Raw genomic sequence first — 14942 nt, forward strand, 5'->3', positions numbered from 1 at the left:
TTGAACTCAGATTCTGACAACATAAATAACCGTGCCCACCGCGCCCACCCTGCCCAGGCTCATTGCCTCGCCGGTATCGGCGGCGGCACCATTGCGCTCACGCTCAGCGACCGAGCAGCCGCCAAGCGACCGTCCTCGGTCAACTCCTGCCGCGCATAGATCGTCGTCTTGCATCCGGGCATGCGCCAGCGACCGCCGCTGTCCCGAGCGTCGGGATTTGAGACGGCGACGTAACCGCATTCCGCAAGGCGCTTCGGAATTGCTCGGCGAAGCTTCGCGTCCTCGAACAGCAACCGCAACTGACTGTCTCCAGGCGTGTGCGAACGGACCATCGCGAGCGTCAGCGCGTCGGGCTTGCCCATAGTCTCGATCACGTCCGCTAAGTCGCTGCTCTCGGGCGCCACGCCGGCCGCGACCACCATGTGCCAGGCAGCCGTTTTCGGCGGCGGTGCCTTTGCGTTGAAGGTCGAAAGGTCGAGGTGCGCTAGGTAGTGCGCGACTGTTTCGTTCCCGCCGTTCTCGAACCACGCGTTGATCTCGTCCCAATATGCCGGCGTGAAATCGTCCTGCGTTCGGGTCGACACACAGACGAAGTGCCGGCGGTCGTCGGGAGCTAGATACAGCGCGTCGTGGTGGTTCGACGTCATAATCACCCCGCACACATTGACCGCGGCATATTGCGGCACGTGCTTGGTGTTGATCCGGTGCGCCTCGGGCGGGTTGGTGATTACGTCCTTGGTGGCGTCGTAGAAGCCATATCGGGACTCGCCTCCGAGGTCGTGGACCTCGTTAATTCGAAGGATGACCGACTGCAGATAGTCGTTCCATTCCGAATTGAAGAAAGTCTTTGCCGTGATCTGCTTGAAGTTCTGGCTTCCGATCGCGGTGATGGCGGGCTTTAGGATTGTATCTTTGCCGATCCCCTGTGAGCCGATGAACATCAGGGCGTGGTTGACCTTGTCGCCTGGTTGCTGCACGCGGTGCGCCAGCCACATGACGATGTGCTCGGCCTCGCCAGGATAGACGAACCGGACATGGTCCAACCACTTCGAGACGTCGCCCTCGACCGGTTCAATGTGAGACGGAATATAGCGGTTGAACGTCCGGTCACCGGGGCTGCGGATCCAACCATCGATCGTGAGCACCTTGTTTTCGATGATCTTCGGTTCGCCAGGTGCCCAACCCATCGATTTGACGAACCGGTGTTGCGAAAGCCACGTGGTTGCCAAAGTCCCCGGGCCTTCGGTTTTCATCGCGTCTTTGACCCGGCCGATGTGCTTGTCAACGCTGCTCGCGCTGAACAACTCGCTTGTCCGCTCATAGATCATTTTGCCGGACGGCAGATGCGCCCAATAGTCGTTCAGCGCGTGCGCCTGGTCGATCGGTAACTCCGGATGATCGGGCAGCGGACCGAGCACCGCGGCTTGATACTGCTCCCGATCGAGTCTGAGCCGTTCGAGAATTTCGGCGGGGATCTGAACCGGAAGTGGAACAGGACATACCGGAGGCTGCGGACAACCGAAAAGCTCCTTAAACATCCACGTAATGTCGCGTTTCAACAGAGCCAGCAGCGTCTCAAGGTTCTCGCCCTCGGTCTTGAAGTCGGTGGGATTCCACCAGCGCCGCGTGATCAGCTCGTGTTGGTCCGCCCAACACATTGCCAGGAACGCGTTCAGCCCATCTTCACCGGGGAACGAAAGCTTGATCCGCTTCCCGATTGAGATCCACTCATCGTTTCCCAGCGTTTCGGCGCCGCTTGTCCAACGCTCCACCTTCTTGCCGATCCACCAGCAAAGTTGATCGTATCGGATGCCGTCGTGAGAGACGCCGCCGACTGCGTCGGGCACCGGTCCGGTGATTGAACCGCCTTCCGGGCGCTTCAACAGGTCGAACAGCGGTGCAGTTCTTTCACTATACGGGATCGGCGGCGGCGCGTTGGCGGCGAGCAGATACGGACGTCCGCCAAACGCCGAGCCGGGCGCGACATTGTAAGCAAGATTGCGTACCGAGATTCGCTCGCCATCGTCCGCGGGCATCGTGTCCGGCCGAAAATGCGAGATCCTGACCTTGTAGTGTCCGCGATGCTTTTGCGGATCGAAGCCGGAGGGACAGCGGAATGCAAAGTGCCATCCGCCGCTCGGCGAATGTCCATAGGGCGTGGGAACGTCTATGCCGATCTCGGCGCACCAGGCGGCAAACTGCATCCATGCCTCGTCGCGATCGCCGTGCGCGTCGACATCAAGCAGAACGAGTCCGGACAAGCAGGCGCTGATACCGAGCTGATGCCCTTGTGCCAGCCAGGCTTTCCAGTCCGTGGGGTGAGGTGTCGCGTCGTAGAACCCGTGCTCACATGCCGGCGTCTTTGTATCGGCTCGGAGCGGAAATAGCGCCAAGGCGTGCAGCTGCGCGTATTCGAAAAACGTTGCAAAATTGGAAGCGGTGCTGTATGTATGTTGCATCGATTGCGCCCTCCATCGGCGCGGTCAGGTCAATACAGAGCCCTGCAATTGCCGTTGCGGGGCTCTTGCTTTTTCAGGGTCGCAAAGGTGGCGGCGGGGGGTAGTTGGGCGGGAGCGTCTTTGGCGCCCGCGGCAATTGCTGTTCCTTGCAGAAAATCAACCACGACAGATTTTCAGCGAGTTCCTTTGCACGCCGGTGCCAGGCGCCCGGCTCGCACACAATCTCCTTGCGGTACAGTTCACAATGACGGTGCAGCAGCTCGGTTGCGTGCCCGATGGCGAGTTCGATTTCGCTCATCGGCCGATCACTTGCACGGCGACGGCTTTCGCCTGGCGTCCGACCGGCTTGCGATCGTCGTGCAGGACTTCGTATTTCACGCGGTCGCCGACAGCGATTGAATGGAAATCCACGACGTTGCTCGCGTGAAAGAATAGATCCGGGTCACGCTCGGAATCGGGTCTCAGAAAACCGAAACCACGGGTGTCATTGACGAATGTGATTCTTGCGGTGGGCACGTGTGTTTCCTTCTGATGATGGAGAGCTAGGAGCAGGCGGGACTCGACTCGCGCGCTGCCATCCACTCGGCGGCGGCGGCTTCGCTGATGCGGGTGCTTCGTTTGCCGACCTTCACCACGCGTGGGCCGTCGCCGTTGGCGAGCAGGCGATAAAACGTGCGCCGGCAGATGCGGTAGCGCTCGCAGAATTCAGACACGGTCAACATGCTGCCTCCGGGTTGAACGCAAAAAAGCCCGCCGGCGGGCACTCAAGCCGCAGGCGGGTGGAAGTCGCAATTATACACGAAAGGCACGCCGAGTAAACTAACGGCGCGTTAATGCCCCAGTTGCGGCGCTACTCCTTAACGCGCGCTTTCAATCCGATCTCGATCAATTGCCGGATGGCATCTGACACATTCGGGATCGGCTTCTGCTTCGCACGCCATTTGTCGATTGCTTCGAGCATGCTTTCAGTGAGCCCGACGAGTTTCTTGACGGGATAAATTTCGGGACGCGGCATCGGTACTACTCCAACAAATAGCGCATATGCGTTATTGACAATATCGCATATATCGCATATACGCTATTTTCGAGCTTGAGGCAATGGCCCGGCCGAATCGGAGAGCAGCAATGATTAATCTTGCCAAATGCACGTTCGATCAAAACTTGCCCGGCGCGTTCTTTTCGAGCGCCCGCACTTACCTCGGCTCTCACAGCGAGCGCCGCGAATATGAGTCCGCCGTGCGGGCTTTCGCCATCGAAGCCAGCCCGACCGCCATCAGCAACGCGATCAAGGCGGCCCATCGGCGCGGTTTCCGCCTGACCAAGGCCGACGCTCGCGAAGCCGCGGTGGCGGGCCTGCGCGACAGGCTGTTGGCGTTGCCAGGGTATAGCGAGACGGACGTGCAGTGGCATGCGGTTCGGCGCGGCCGGCGCGAGCGTCACTTTTACGCCTAACTGTCATTTGCGGGGCGGCCGGGCTCTAGCCTGTGCCGCCTTCCGCGCGGCGCGGCGCTCAGCGTCCCGTTCCGCCTTTCTGATTAAATTATTGCGATCGCGCTGCGCTCGTGCCGCTTGTTTCTTTTCTTGATCAATACGGCGGAGATTTTCCAACACGAGATCTAACGCCGCTTTCGATCGCTCCATTGCGGCGGCATCCAGTCGGGATTGTTGAACCACCCTTGCAGGCGTCACGCGAGAATTGACCTTTACCGCCTCGATGACGTTTGCCGCGGTCGTAAGCAGCTTCTTGCCCGGCCTGTAACAGACCAGCTTTCCAGCGCGGTGCATTTGCTTCAAGGTGTCCGCGTCGGCGCCAGGGATGAGCTTGGCGGCTTCGTCGAGGGTGATCAGCGGGTCATCATCAGTCATCGAGGACGCCGAGCTTTTCTCGCTTCATATTTCCGTTCCCATTCCGCCTCCGCTCTAGCAGCGTTCTTGCGCGCCTCATTTTCGGCTTTCCAGGTGGCCAAAGTCGCGCCGACGTCCTCTTCCGGACGCTCTGCAGGGGCCTCAATGCCCGACAACTTGTCCAACGCTAGGTCGAGCGCCTTGCGGTCCCAACGGCGCGTGCCTGGCAATGGCGGCGGCACAATGCCGGATGCAACCCATTTCGCCCACGTCGCCTGCGTAACGTTGCAGTACGCAGCGGCTTCACGTCCGGTCATCAAGCGAGGGGCGGCGGTCATTTTCGCGGCCAGGGTGGCCGGCTCTCCAGCCGCTTTCGGAAGGCCTCCAGCTTCGATGCTGCAGATTCCAGTGCTTCGCTTGAATTCACTTCCGACGCCGCAGGAATGCGGCAGAGTTCTCTCATCTTAGCGATTGCGGCCAAAGTCGTGTAATCCTTACCTGCAATTCTCTCGATCATTAGCCGGCCGCGCGCAGCCTCTTTACGGAGTCCGCTAGCGGTCATACCGCCCTGCGGGAAAGCAACTTCCGCGGCAATGGCCAGGCGAAGCGGCGTCTCAGGAGAAATCGCGTCTCTCTCGGTTTCGAAGTGACCGTTGAGTCGGGATTTGCTTTTCATCTCAGATCGCCAAGTTCTGTCTGAATTTCTCGCGAGCACGCACCATGAGCCGAGCCGATCAGATAACACGCGCGCGCCTCAGGTTATGTTGACAATCTACATAAGCACCTGTTTCCACAAACATTTTGTAGTTGCGTCGGGTCGTCGGTTGCGTTTGAATGTCGCAATTGGGGGTATTTCAAATGAGTATTTTCGCGCGCGCGGCGCTTTATGCCGCATTGGGTGTTTGCGCTTTCTCACTGGTGGCCTGCTCGTCCACGCCGGCCGATCTCGAAGCCAAGGCGGCACCGATCGTCCAGGCGTATTCCGAAAACTACCAGGAGATTTATCGGAGAGTTTCGACGACGGCGAAACGCTGTTTCGCGGGCAATGTTAGTGCTTATGCATCCTTTGCGGTCGACTCAGAACTGTATTCGGAACTCGGCTATGGAGAGCTAACGCTTTCTCTGATCAACCTGGGGACGCGCAACTACTACCTTTCGGTACGCGTCGACAAGGAGCCGACTGGCTCAAAGTTGACGGTACGCTCGGGTAACACCCTGGCAAGCGAGCGATACAAAGCGCTGATACTTGGGTGGGCCGGGGGCGATCAGAACTGTCCTGTCATTTAGCCTCCGCGAGGCACACAGAAGGGAAGGCTAGTGAGCGATCAAAGCCAGGATAAACACAAAGAAATCGCGAAGCTTACGGCAGCCACGTTGAGGAAATTCACCTAGTCGTTTTACGATCTCACCACTTGGTGCGATCGCCGGGCGCGAGCTACATTTAAAGCTCAAAGATGCCGCCCAAACCTGATCATGCAAGTTGCGCCAGCGCCTGGCGCGCGAGGTGATAATCGGGATCGAGAGCCAGTGCTCGCTGGAAGCATGCTCGGGCTTCGTCGCTCTCACCGGCCATCAGGTAAACATTGCCGCGGCCAAAGTGATTCTTCGCGTAGTTAGGATCTGCTTCGATTCCCGCCTCGAACGCGCTCGCCGCCCCAACCCAATCGTTGAGCATCGCTAGCGCGGTTCCTAGGTTGTTCCAAGATTGCACGAACTTCGGCGCGAGACTGGTGCTGTTGCGCAGGGCGACCACAGCTTCCTCGGGCTGCTGAAGCTTCAGCAGGCACAAGCCCAGGTGATGCCAGCTAGCCCAGTCGCGCTCGTTGATCTGAACCGCGGCGATAAACTTCTCCGCAGCTGCAAGAAAGTCTCCAGCTTGCGTCAGTTGAACACCAGCTTCCGCCAGTTGTAGCCCTTCGGGTGTGTGCTCGTCCGACAAGGCGACCTCCCGTATGTTTGACCTGCACGATCGACCAGTAATAACGCATCAGAGCTTCCAGTCCCCGTGAAGAAAGAAACCGGCCCAGTGTTGCTCGGCATTGAACGGCCTCCGCTCGTAATTCAAGGGCGGAGGCTTCAGTAGCATGCGGAACTCAAGTTCCTCGATCTGATCCGGAAGATAATCGCCGCGACGTGGAAACGCTGCAGGTGATGACTGGGCGAGCGTTCGCAACAACTGGTAGCGCCGCAGCGCTTCCTGAAGATCCCCGGCCGCGGTGACCAATTCAGCCGCTTTCTCCAGCAAATCGAACTGGCCCTGCAAATCGGATCGCGCAGCGCATTGCGCGGCCGTCACGTCGCACTGGCCGACCACATCACGCACAGTCAGGTCATACACGTATCGCTGTGCTTCGCGGATGGCCGTTGCTTTGTCCCCAGCGCCTTCCGCGATCATATGGCGCAGGCTCTCATAGGCGCGCGTAACGATAAGATAGGTCGAAAAGTCATCGAGCGGCCAGTAAGACAGCAACACTGACGCAGCGCCGGCGTACAACAGCGCGCGCGTAAGTCCAAGGACCTCATCTGAGGCCGTGACCTGACCAAGCCCAGCATCGCAGGCACTGACTGTGACGAGGCCGGCGTGCAGCTTGCGCCTAAGTATTTCATTGGCCGCCAGAAGCTCGCCGCGCAGCTCGTCGCTCGCGGGATCGGCAGCCAGGATGATTCCGGATTGCATGGCTTCCTTAGCGCCGGCGAGCCCATGACAGGCGAGGTGAAGAATGTCGACTGCGTCGTATCTTGCAAGCTCGGCGAACAGGGCTTTCTTGGTTGCGCGGGCGCCGGATAGAAGCGTGCCATGGAACGCTTCAGCCACGCTCTCTGCCTCGCGACGCGCGTACTTGAGATCACCCGTCGGATCGCCTGCGACCACGACGGGATTGCCTCCGAGGCGGGTCGCGCCACGACAAACGGACAATGCAGATGCGCTCGGCGCGTAGCAGACGGGATTGCGGAATCCCAGGATTCCTTCGGATGTCGGTAGCGCGTGAAAAGGCAGGTAGTGCAGCATGTCGTACGGTACGACGCAGACGACCTCGTCCTCGTTGCTGTGCTCGATGATGGGTTGCACAAGCGAGCGCAGCGCATTTCCGGCTTCGCTGCTACCCGCTCTGAGAAGCTTGCCTAGGTACACGGTAATTTCCTCGTAGAGCGGCTGCAGCGGGAAGCGCGTGACATGCAGGTTGCTCCTGCGCGCACTGGCAATGAACAGGTAAATTTCGTCGCGACCGCAGAAGTACTCGGCAAGGAGAGTCATCGGCTACCCCTCTAGAAGTGCAGCGAGCTCGTCGAGCCCAATGACCGCGTCCACGGCGCCGCTTGCCGCGTCTCTCATCGCTCGCTCCTGGTCCGAGATCCGGCCGCGACGCTCGTCCAGCATTCCCTTCAGACCCGGCAGGTCGCGCTCCTTGAAGGAAGGTGAGGCAAGCACGTCCTCAAAAGAAGATTTCAGGAGATGCGCGAGCTTGGCCAACATCTCGATCCGCGATGGGTCCGCATCTTCCGCAGTTCTTGGATCGACGCCACGCTCGATGATCTGTATGGCCTGCTCGACCGTCTCCAGGTGTTCGACGAGCGCGGCGTGCTCCGGAGACAGCGCCCCCCTTCCGGCCAGCTCATCGAGAAGGGTTCTCGCCTTGGACATCTCGACGTTGTGCCAGGCTTCTCCCGGACAACCCATGTCGACGTGCAGCTTTACTGCAATCGAGTACATATTGGTCTGCTGCCCCTGCCACGCGCGCCGGCTGGTGACATCCCTAATTTCCACTCTGCGCCCCTCCGCTATGGCAAGCGCCTTGCTCACCGAGTTCAGCGCGTCGGCGTAGGCAAGACGGTCGGCATCGATTGCCGCTGCCAGCGTGTAGTACATCAAACGATCGCGGTCCGACGAGGCGGCCTGCTCGATGTCGAGTTTCTTCACGGTCTCGCGCGCGTCGGCGGCGCGACCGACGTTGAGGAGGCTGGCAGCGTATTGAAGGTACGGCGTAACGCCCGCGGCAGCCGGTCGCTCCCCGATGACCGCGAGGGCCTTCTCATAGGAATCGACCGCGAGCAGAGACTTTCCGTTGGCGTCGTAGATCAGACCGCGGGCGTAGAGCACATCGAAGGACTTACGCCTCTCCACGGCAGGTCCTTGAAGCAAATCGAGCAGGCCCAACGCGTCGTCGTAACGCCCGGCGCTGCGCAGGATTCCCGCGACCTCGATGACTTCCTGGACATTAAAGTATCTGTCCAGGACCTGATCGAGGTCCGAGAGCAGCGGCATCAAGAGGTCGGCACACTCGACAGCGCCGGCCAGGTTGCCGACGCGATGGCAATACGTGCCTTTAATGATCATCAATTTCAGTTGGTAGTGCGCCGTGTGGTCGTAGATCCAGGCGTACTCCAGCTCGCGGCCGAGTGTCGGACTCTCGTAGCGTCCTCGCTTGGTTACAAGCTCCCGATACTGCTCCTGTACATCGAGGCTTAACGGCACATTGACCAGGAAGTGCCAGTTCTCGGCTCGTTCGAGATGTGTTGCCGCCTTCTCCAGGTCGAGCAATCGCAGATGAACGTCAGCAAGGCGAAGGTGGACGCTCTCCGCCAGGATCATGAAGCCCAGCTTCTCATAGGCCCGCATCGCCGCGGTCCATGCGAGCGCGCACTCGGCGTACTGCCGCTTCACGCCGAGGGAGTCGGCCTTCCAGGCCTGTTCGAACGCGGATTTCAAACCCGGGAATGCGTTGAATAGATCGCCCTCTTGGGATCCGCCGGCCGAGAATATTTCGTACATTTCGGGGTTCGCGGCGGCGCGCTCGACGAGCCACTGGATGACGCGCCGGACCTCCGCATGATCGGGACTTAGCTTCAACGCGGCGTAGAGATCGCTTAACGATTCGCGTATGTGCCGCATGTTGCGCGACTTGTTCCAATCAGTCTGACCTTCCTGTATTCCCGCTGTGATGCGGGCCAGGGCGCGCCAAAGCAGGGTCTCCGGGTCCGTGGGGGCCGCCTTCAGCGACGCATCGAGGTCCTCGAGTCCTTCCCGAGGCCAACCGCCCTCGGTTTTCGCGTAGCCGCGCCATTTAAGGGCACGCGCGTGGCCGCTCCAGTTCCCCGGAATGCGATCGAGCAGCGCGATACATTGCTCGGGCCGGCGGCTCTTGTGGCAGAGGGGGGCGATCGATTCGAGTGCCTCGTCGAACCGTCTTTGCTCGACGAGCACCGTTGCGAGGCGCAACTCGACGTCGTCGAAAGGCTCGGAGCCGAGTGATAGGGCAAGCCCGAGCAAGTCTGCCGCTTCCTGCAGGCGTCCTTCTTCCCGCGCCCACTCAGCGAGCAAGACGAGCGCGCTGCTTCGGGAGACCTTGTCCCCGTGACCCAACAGCAGTTGAAGGCCGGACACCGCCTCGGCTTTGCGCCCGTCGCCGCGCTGGCGGTAGGCGCGGCGGAAGATGGCAAAGTCGCGCAGATCCTCGATCGAAACGTGCTCCTGGTGTGATGACGCTTGTGCCGGTCTCGATGGCGCGTCCGCGAGACGCTGCTGGCAGATTCTAATCGTTTCCGTGTATTCCTCGACGGCACGGCTGGCGTCACCGGTAGCTTCGAGAATCTGAGCCGCGGCGAACCTGAGATAAGGGCTCAACGGCGCAGCCTGAATGCCACGCTGGATTGAAGCGACTGCTTCCGGCGCGCGATTAAGGTGCAGAAGACACATCGCGCGGCGGTGATGCAGGTCCGATACGTCGTAACCACCGTGCCTTTCGCCGGGCGCCTCAAGCAGCCTATCCAGCCATACAAGCGCGTCGGCGAAATCCTCCAGCGCAAAAGCGGTACGCGCGAGCACCAGTAGTAGTGGCCTGTTCGGGCCGGCTTTCTCGTCCAGGATGCGCGCGATCCGTCGCGCCGAAGCATATTCCGCCTCACCCGCCTCATATAGTCGCGCTGCCGTCGTGCCCAGGAGCGTCACCAGGTGTTCCCGAAATGCGCGGTCGCTTGCGCTGGCCTTCCAGATCGGCAAAGCGATCAGGCGCAGCGCATGGGCTTTAGCCGAGGCGAGATCATCGGTCGACAGCGCCAGCCAGAGGAGTCTGGCGACGATGCTTAGCTGAAGGTCCGGTGAAGGCGCCCCCCTCGCGCGGCGCAGGACCCGGCCCAGCAGCTCACGCGCCTCGGCGGTCTTGCTCTCCCGTATCGCATGTTCGGACAGCGAAATGCCGGCGGCGCAATAAGCTCTCAGGAGCACCTCGTCGTTCGGCGTGGAGGGCACGTCGAGGAACTCGAAGCCTTCGCGGAGCAGCGACTGCGCGCGCGCGTCGTCGTGCCGACGCGCGGCGATGTGGCCGCGAGCGGTCCTCGCCCAATACCGGATCGACTCCATGTCAACGAGTCTTGCCGCACGCTCGGTCAGCATCAGCATCGCGTCTGCCGCATCGAGGTCGCCGGCTTCGGCTGTTTCGCGAACGACGCTCTCGATTTTCGCGAGCACATCGGAATTCAGCCGCTTGGCCAGGTCGAATGCGGAATTAGCAGTTCCTGTCCTCGCCTTGAGCAGAATGGCGATCGAATCCGAAGCAGTAGGTGAGGGTGTGCTCATTGACGGCAGTTCACCCTTGAGGTGCCTGAACGAGGCCTGCCCCGGTGTCACCGGCATCGACGCCAGGACTCATACCGGTCGTTGTCGCAGTCCCAATGAGACGATCCACGAGCAGCTGACCGCTGAGCTGGTCCGAATTCGACAGCTGCTGCGCCCAGAGCGCCGCAACCCCGGCGACATGGGGCGTTGCCATGCTCGTGCCGCTCATGCTGACGAGCCCGCCGGTGTGTCGCGCGGACACGATGTCGACGCCCGGTCCGGCGACGCGAGCGCCGACGTTCGAGAATGGCGCCACGGTGAATCCTTGGTGGCCGTTGTTGCCCACGGCCGCGACCGAAACGAACCCATCGGCGACCGAGGGAGGGCTGGCGGCTACTTCGAAGTCCGGGCTCAAGTCCCGGCGGCTCTCGTTCCCGGCCGCGGCGATAAGGATCGCGGGCTGCATGAACGCCCCCTGTGCCGCGATGAAGGCGGCAAGGCGCTCGAACAGCAGGATGTTCGCTCGGTAGCCTTCGAGCGCCATCGAGGTCGCCAGCTCAGTGGGCACGCCTTCGGTCTCTAGTGACTTCACGTAGCCCGGGAAGTCGATTCCGAGAGACATCGAGATCACGTGGGCACCGCTGCTTACCGCCCATTGAATCGCCTGTGCCACCCTATCGCTGCCGCCGCCACCTTCACCGAGCACTTTGCCGATCAAGGCCTTCTTAACGCCAGGTGCGACGCCGATCCGAAGTCCTTCGATCTCGCGGCCGAAGATGGTGGCTGCGCAGTGAGTGCCGTGTCCATGTTCATCGTCGTCGCCAGCCTCAGTGAAATTCTTGCGCACGATCTCCACCCCGGCGAAGGCGGGGTGCGAGGGGATGATGCCCGTGTCGAGAACCGCGACCACGATCCCCGCGCCGGTGAAGGGTGATGTGTCGGCACGAACGGCCTGAATACCCCAGGTCGCGCTGCCTGTCTGTGCCGCCGCGGAGGGTGCGACGGCGAAGGGCGCGATCAACTTCATCGGCACCACGGGCGCTACTGCCTTGACGAACTTCTTTTGCGCTAAGCTGGCGGCGATCCGCGGCTGCAATTCGCCGACGTCGACTTCGGGCCTCGATATGGAGTGACCATCAGAACCGCCGTTCCCACGAGTTCTGGCTGTAGGTTCCATCACACTCCGCAGAATGATGTACTTCCTTGTCATAAGTCGCCCCCGTCTGCCAGGACGTCCTCGATGTGCTTGGCAAAGACTCCTGAATCGTCTTGCGATAGTACGCCTTTTGGCGTTTTCGGATGATTGACGTGAACGATCGGTCCAGCGATACGCGCGATTTCCTTGTTGTAAAATTCCGTTCGATCAGAGCCCCACAATATGAGCATTGGGTGATCCGCGTTTTGTATAAAGCTGGCAGCGATGGAAAGGGCCGAGGGCCAATCGTCGCGTTGACCATATGGTGCGACAGGCTCCGCTGGGGTTTCTAGGCCCGTTACCGATTTCCTGCCGTTGTCAAAAGTCACCTGACGATCGACCATCTGATGCTCCGGTCGAGAGAAAGGCAGTCAAATCAATCTGGTGGCGAGCGCATATGCGCGAACCAAAGAATTGGGTGCACGATACCACCGTTTATGCCAGTGAATGGTGAAATGCCTCACATCTCCGTTAGCACTCAGCCGCGCGGTTGGTGGCGTAAGGCTAAGACGTCTGCCGCGCCCGTTGCATCATCCACCCGTACTGATGAGTTGATCGAACAACCATTGTCGCTCCCGCTCTTGAGGCCATCGCGACGTTGCCGCCCGAAGTCGGTCGCTATAGGGGCAAAGCAGACATTGCTTTAGTCGCATCACGCCGCCGGGTTTATGGGTACACGGCCTAGTATGGAGCCGATTTAAAATAGAGAGCCGTGCTTCTGCTGGCGTCTGGCCACATGCTCAATGTCGCTGGTATCATGCTGTATCCGGCCGGATCGCTGGCCGAGATCGCTACCATTCGTGCCCAGGCAGCGGAAAAGCTAGGTGGGATGTCGACGGGGATAGGCTTTATTGGTTCACCGGCTTGGGCGATTGGTGCTGGTGCGGCATTGGGTTTGCTGGAGGGGCAATGACGAACGTTGCGAGAAAGGATGCAGTTCTGCTGCTCCAGCGCGCTCGTGAAATGGAGCAGAGTGTGCTCGCCGCTGGTCTGCTTTTTCGCGTTGGAGAATTAAGGGAATCGGCAGGCCAATTCCGGCAGGTTGGACGGCCGTTGCCCAGGTTGAACGTGTCCACCTTAATCCCCTTGACCGTCGACAGCGAGCAGCGCCTTGAGGGCGGCCTTCCGCTCGAGCAGCGGTAACTGCCGAAGATCCCGGCCATCGAAATAGAGCAGGTCGAATGCCACCATCACGAGGTTGTCGGCCTTCGTGCGCCACTTTCCGGAAACGCTTGGTCCAGTCGAGTCCGCGCCGCGTGTAGATCCTGATCTCCTGCTTGGCGATGTGGAGTTGGGCGCGGTAGCCGTCAAATTTTGATCTCGTGAATCCATCGCTCGCCGCGGGGTACGCGGTCGACCTGCTCGGTAAGCACCGGTTCGATAAAGGCGGGGAAGGGCGCCTTCGTCCCGATCGCCTTCCGCTTCTGACGCTGCAACGCCACTGACAAACTCCACGGAACAAACACATGGACTCGAGTCCTTTAGGGCCGTTCGTTCCGACGGCGAGATCTAGCGGGCGAGCTTGGCGGTGTCGGCACTAGCGGTCGAAAAGAGAAGGCCGCCTTCGCGGCGGCCTTGTCAGAAGTCTGTTCGCCAGTCAAAAGATTAGGTCCACAAAGCCAGCCCCGGGATAAAACATCTAAGGATACAAACATCGCGCCCGGATAGTGGGAATGAAAGCAGCGGTTTGTTTCAGGAGTATGTCGTCGTCGGTAAATCGATGGTCGGACAAAGGAACTAAGGCGTGTCCTCATAAATGAACTGTCCCCCTGACGTCCGGTTTGCCGTCAACATCGGTCGAAGAGCAGCTGGCCTTCAAGGTCGCAGATGGGCCACAAGGCGACTGGCCCAGTCCTTTATTCGATCACCTCGTCGGCGCGCGCGAGGAGTTTGGGCGGTATGGAAAGTCCGATGGTCTTCGCTGTTCTCAGATTGATCGCCAATTCGAATTTGATCGGCTGCTCGACAGGAAGATCTGCGGGGGCAGCACCATTCAAAATCTTTCCCGTATAGACGCCAAGCTGACGGGAAACATCGGTGATGCGAGGCGAGTAACTCATAAGCCCCCCATACTTCACGAAGAGCGACCATTCGTAGATCGCAGGAATTCGATTTTGCTCGCAAAGCATAGCTAGTCTCTCTCGACGCGCAATGTAGAATGCGTCTGGACTGACAAGAAGCGCAGCGTGTTTCCGGTCTTTGATCTCGCCGAAGGCAATAGCAATTTGCTCGTCCGTGCTTGCCTTCAGAACTTGGATTGTCCGCCCAAGCGACTTGGCCGCAGCTTCAGCATCCGAAGCGACTACACTCCCGTTGGGATTTGTCGGATTGATTAGAACAGCGATTGAACCGCCTTCAGGCGTCAACTCGGCCAGGAACTCAAGTCTCTTGGCGGTGAGCTGCGGAGTGTACATGCTCACGCCGGTCGCGTTGCCTCCCGGCCTGTTCAGACTGGAAACAACACCAAGGGATACAGGGTCCATAGCGATTGCAAACACGATGGGGATCGTCTTTGTTGCAGCCGTTGTCGCCAATACCCCGTTGGTACCGGTGGCGGCGACAATTACTTGGACCCGATCTTGAACAAAGTTTGCGGCCAATTCCGGAAACCGATCATACTTTCCCTCGGCGAAGCGGTACTCGATTGCAACGTTCTGGTTTTCCACAAAACCCCTGGAGCGAAGGCCGTCGCGAAAGGAGACAAGCAGTTCCTTGCTCTTCTCGGCGGAGTCGAAGCCAAGATAGCCAACTACCGGAAGCGTGCCCTTCTCTGCGTATGCCGCACACGGCAAGATTACCGCGATCATGAAAAACGGAATGAACTCCCGCCGCCTCATTTGGGGCCCCAAGCTAGTGAGAGGAGACCGCTCTAGGATATCAGTTGCTGGTC

At 60.0% G+C, this 14942-nt stretch carries 16 protein-coding genes and 1 pseudogene; 3 read left to right on the top strand and 14 right to left on the bottom strand.

The features are described from left to right. Window positions 1-59: 59 nt before the first annotated feature. The 5 genes from XH96_RS17905 to XH96_RS17925 form a co-directional block, all read right to left on the bottom strand. Entirely contained in the window at window positions 60-2459 is a 2400-nt protein-coding gene (locus XH96_RS17905; protein ID WP_194393610.1) for a bifunctional DNA primase/polymerase, read from the bottom strand. Window positions 2460-2532: 73 nt separating this feature from the next. Next, the gene (locus XH96_RS17910) at window positions 2533-2757 is read right to left on the bottom strand and encodes a hypothetical protein (RefSeq protein WP_194393611.1); all 225 of its coding nucleotides are present in this window, start codon (window positions 2755-2757) and stop codon (window positions 2533-2535) included. Then, window positions 2754-3041, bottom strand: coding sequence for a cold-shock protein (locus XH96_RS17915; RefSeq protein WP_371740122.1), 288 nt, complete (start codon window positions 3039-3041; stop codon window positions 2754-2756). Before XH96_RS17915 ends, XH96_RS17910 begins: the two co-directional genes overlap by 4 nt. Then, on the bottom strand, window positions 3002-3181 hold the full coding sequence (locus XH96_RS17920) for an AlpA family transcriptional regulator (RefSeq protein WP_194393613.1): 180 nt from the start codon (window positions 3179-3181) through the stop codon (window positions 3002-3004). The genes XH96_RS17915 and XH96_RS17920 overlap by 40 nt, the downstream gene beginning before the upstream one ends. Window positions 3182-3309: 128 nt before the next feature. After that, entirely contained in the window at window positions 3310-3474 is a 165-nt protein-coding gene (locus XH96_RS17925) for a hypothetical protein (protein WP_194393614.1), read from the bottom strand. A 110-nt stretch (window positions 3475-3584) separates the two neighbouring features. Between XH96_RS17925 and XH96_RS17930 the strand changes: the two genes are divergently transcribed. Then, entirely contained in the window at window positions 3585-3911 is a 327-nt protein-coding gene (locus tag XH96_RS17930) for a hypothetical protein (protein WP_194393615.1), read from the top strand. A 3-nt stretch (window positions 3912-3914) separates the two neighbouring features. On the opposite strand, the gene XH96_RS17935 is transcribed toward XH96_RS17930, so the two are convergent. Beyond that, window positions 3915-4325: a hypothetical protein gene (locus XH96_RS17935; RefSeq protein ID WP_194393616.1), complete on the bottom strand. Its 411-nt coding sequence runs from the start codon at window positions 4323-4325 to the stop codon at window positions 3915-3917. Window positions 4326-4638: 313 nt separating this feature from the next. After that, window positions 4639-4980 (bottom strand): excisionase, encoded by a 342-nt coding sequence (locus XH96_RS17940; protein ID WP_194393617.1) that lies wholly within the window; start codon window positions 4978-4980, stop codon window positions 4639-4641. A gap of 182 nt (window positions 4981-5162) precedes the next feature. Between XH96_RS17940 and XH96_RS17945 the strand changes: the two genes are divergently transcribed. Next, window positions 5163-5591 carry a hypothetical protein gene (locus XH96_RS17945; RefSeq protein WP_194393618.1) on the top strand — a complete coding sequence of 143 codons (429 nt, stop codon included), beginning with the start codon at window positions 5163-5165 and terminating at the stop codon, window positions 5589-5591. A gap of 184 nt (window positions 5592-5775) precedes the next feature. Here the strand turns inward: XH96_RS17945 and XH96_RS17950 are convergent, their stop codons facing one another. The 5 genes from XH96_RS17950 to XH96_RS17970 are packed head-to-tail and all read right to left on the bottom strand — an operon-like array spanning window position 5776 to window position 12396. Next, complete coding sequence (locus tag XH96_RS17950; RefSeq protein ID WP_194393619.1) at window positions 5776-6243, bottom strand: tetratricopeptide repeat protein; 468 nt, start codon at window positions 6241-6243, stop codon at window positions 5776-5778. 48 nt (window positions 6244-6291) lie between these two features. Beyond that, window positions 6292-7560, bottom strand: a complete 1269-nt coding sequence (locus XH96_RS17955) for a CHAT domain-containing protein (protein ID WP_194393620.1) — start codon at window positions 7558-7560, stop codon at window positions 6292-6294. A gap of 3 nt (window positions 7561-7563) precedes the next feature. Beyond that, window positions 7564-10935 (bottom strand): tetratricopeptide repeat protein, encoded by a 3372-nt coding sequence (locus XH96_RS17960; RefSeq protein WP_194393621.1) that lies wholly within the window; start codon window positions 10933-10935, stop codon window positions 7564-7566. After that, window positions 10889-12067 carry a S8 family serine peptidase gene (locus XH96_RS17965; protein WP_194393622.1) on the bottom strand — a complete coding sequence of 393 codons (1179 nt, stop codon included), beginning with the start codon at window positions 12065-12067 and terminating at the stop codon, window positions 10889-10891. The genes XH96_RS17960 and XH96_RS17965 overlap by 47 nt, the downstream gene beginning before the upstream one ends. Then, window positions 12064-12396: a hypothetical protein gene (locus XH96_RS17970; RefSeq protein WP_194393623.1), complete on the bottom strand. Its 333-nt coding sequence runs from the start codon at window positions 12394-12396 to the stop codon at window positions 12064-12066. Before XH96_RS17970 ends, XH96_RS17965 begins: the two co-directional genes overlap by 4 nt. 392 nt (window positions 12397-12788) lie before the next feature. On the opposite strand from XH96_RS17970, the gene XH96_RS17975 reads away from it, so the two are divergent. Continuing rightward, entirely contained in the window at window positions 12789-12965 is a 177-nt protein-coding gene (locus XH96_RS17975; protein WP_194393624.1) for a hypothetical protein, read from the top strand. 185 nt (window positions 12966-13150) lie between these two features. Here the strand turns inward: XH96_RS17975 and XH96_RS39155 are convergent. Then, window positions 13151-13494 (bottom strand): annotated as a pseudogene (locus XH96_RS39155) (DNA ligase); the annotation flags it as partial. 414 nt (window positions 13495-13908) lie between these two features. Further along, window positions 13909-14859, bottom strand: coding sequence for an ABC transporter substrate-binding protein (locus tag XH96_RS17980; RefSeq protein ID WP_194393625.1), 951 nt, complete (start codon window positions 14857-14859; stop codon window positions 13909-13911). Window positions 14860-14942: the final 83 nt, after the last annotated feature.

It is taken from the genome of Bradyrhizobium sp. CCBAU 51765 (genome assembly GCF_015291725.1).
Lineage (GTDB): Bacteria > Pseudomonadota > Alphaproteobacteria > Rhizobiales > Xanthobacteraceae > Bradyrhizobium > Bradyrhizobium liaoningense.

Bases quoted from the DNA above. Each gene is read 5' to 3' on its own strand.
- XH96_RS17905 (WP_194393610.1), bottom strand. From the start codon at position 2,459: ATGCAACATACATACAGCACCGCTTCCAATTTTGCAACGTTTTTCGAA.
- XH96_RS17910 (WP_194393611.1), bottom strand. From the start codon at position 2,757: ATGAGCGAAATCGAACTCGCCATCGGGCACGCAACCGAGCTGCTGCAC.
- XH96_RS17920 (WP_194393613.1), bottom strand. From the start codon at position 3,181: ATGTTGACCGTGTCTGAATTCTGCGAGCGCTACCGCATCTGCCGGCGC.
- XH96_RS17925 (WP_194393614.1), bottom strand. From the start codon at position 3,474: ATGCCGCGTCCCGAAATTTATCCCGTCAAGAAACTCGTCGGGCTCACT.
- XH96_RS17930 (WP_194393615.1), top strand. From the start codon at position 3,585: ATGATTAATCTTGCCAAATGCACGTTCGATCAAAACTTGCCCGGCGCG.
- XH96_RS17935 (WP_194393616.1), bottom strand. From the start codon at position 4,325: ATGACTGATGATGACCCGCTGATCACCCTCGACGAAGCCGCCAAGCTC.
- XH96_RS17940 (WP_194393617.1), bottom strand. From the start codon at position 4,980: ATGAAAAGCAAATCCCGACTCAACGGTCACTTCGAAACCGAGAGAGAC.
- XH96_RS17945 (WP_194393618.1), top strand. From the start codon at position 5,163: ATGAGTATTTTCGCGCGCGCGGCGCTTTATGCCGCATTGGGTGTTTGC.
- XH96_RS17955 (WP_194393620.1), bottom strand. From the start codon at position 7,560: ATGACTCTCCTTGCCGAGTACTTCTGCGGTCGCGACGAAATTTACCTG.
- XH96_RS17960 (WP_194393621.1), bottom strand. From the start codon at position 10,935: ATGCCGGTGACACCGGGGCAGGCCTCGTTCAGGCACCTCAAGGGTGAA.
- XH96_RS17965 (WP_194393622.1), bottom strand. From the start codon at position 12,067: ATGACAAGGAAGTACATCATTCTGCGGAGTGTGATGGAACCTACAGCC.
- XH96_RS17970 (WP_194393623.1), bottom strand. From the start codon at position 12,396: ATGGTCGATCGTCAGGTGACTTTTGACAACGGCAGGAAATCGGTAACG.
- XH96_RS17975 (WP_194393624.1), top strand. From the start codon at position 12,789: ATGCTCAATGTCGCTGGTATCATGCTGTATCCGGCCGGATCGCTGGCC.
- XH96_RS17980 (WP_194393625.1), bottom strand. From the start codon at position 14,859: ATGATCGCGGTAATCTTGCCGTGTGCGGCATACGCAGAGAAGGGCACG.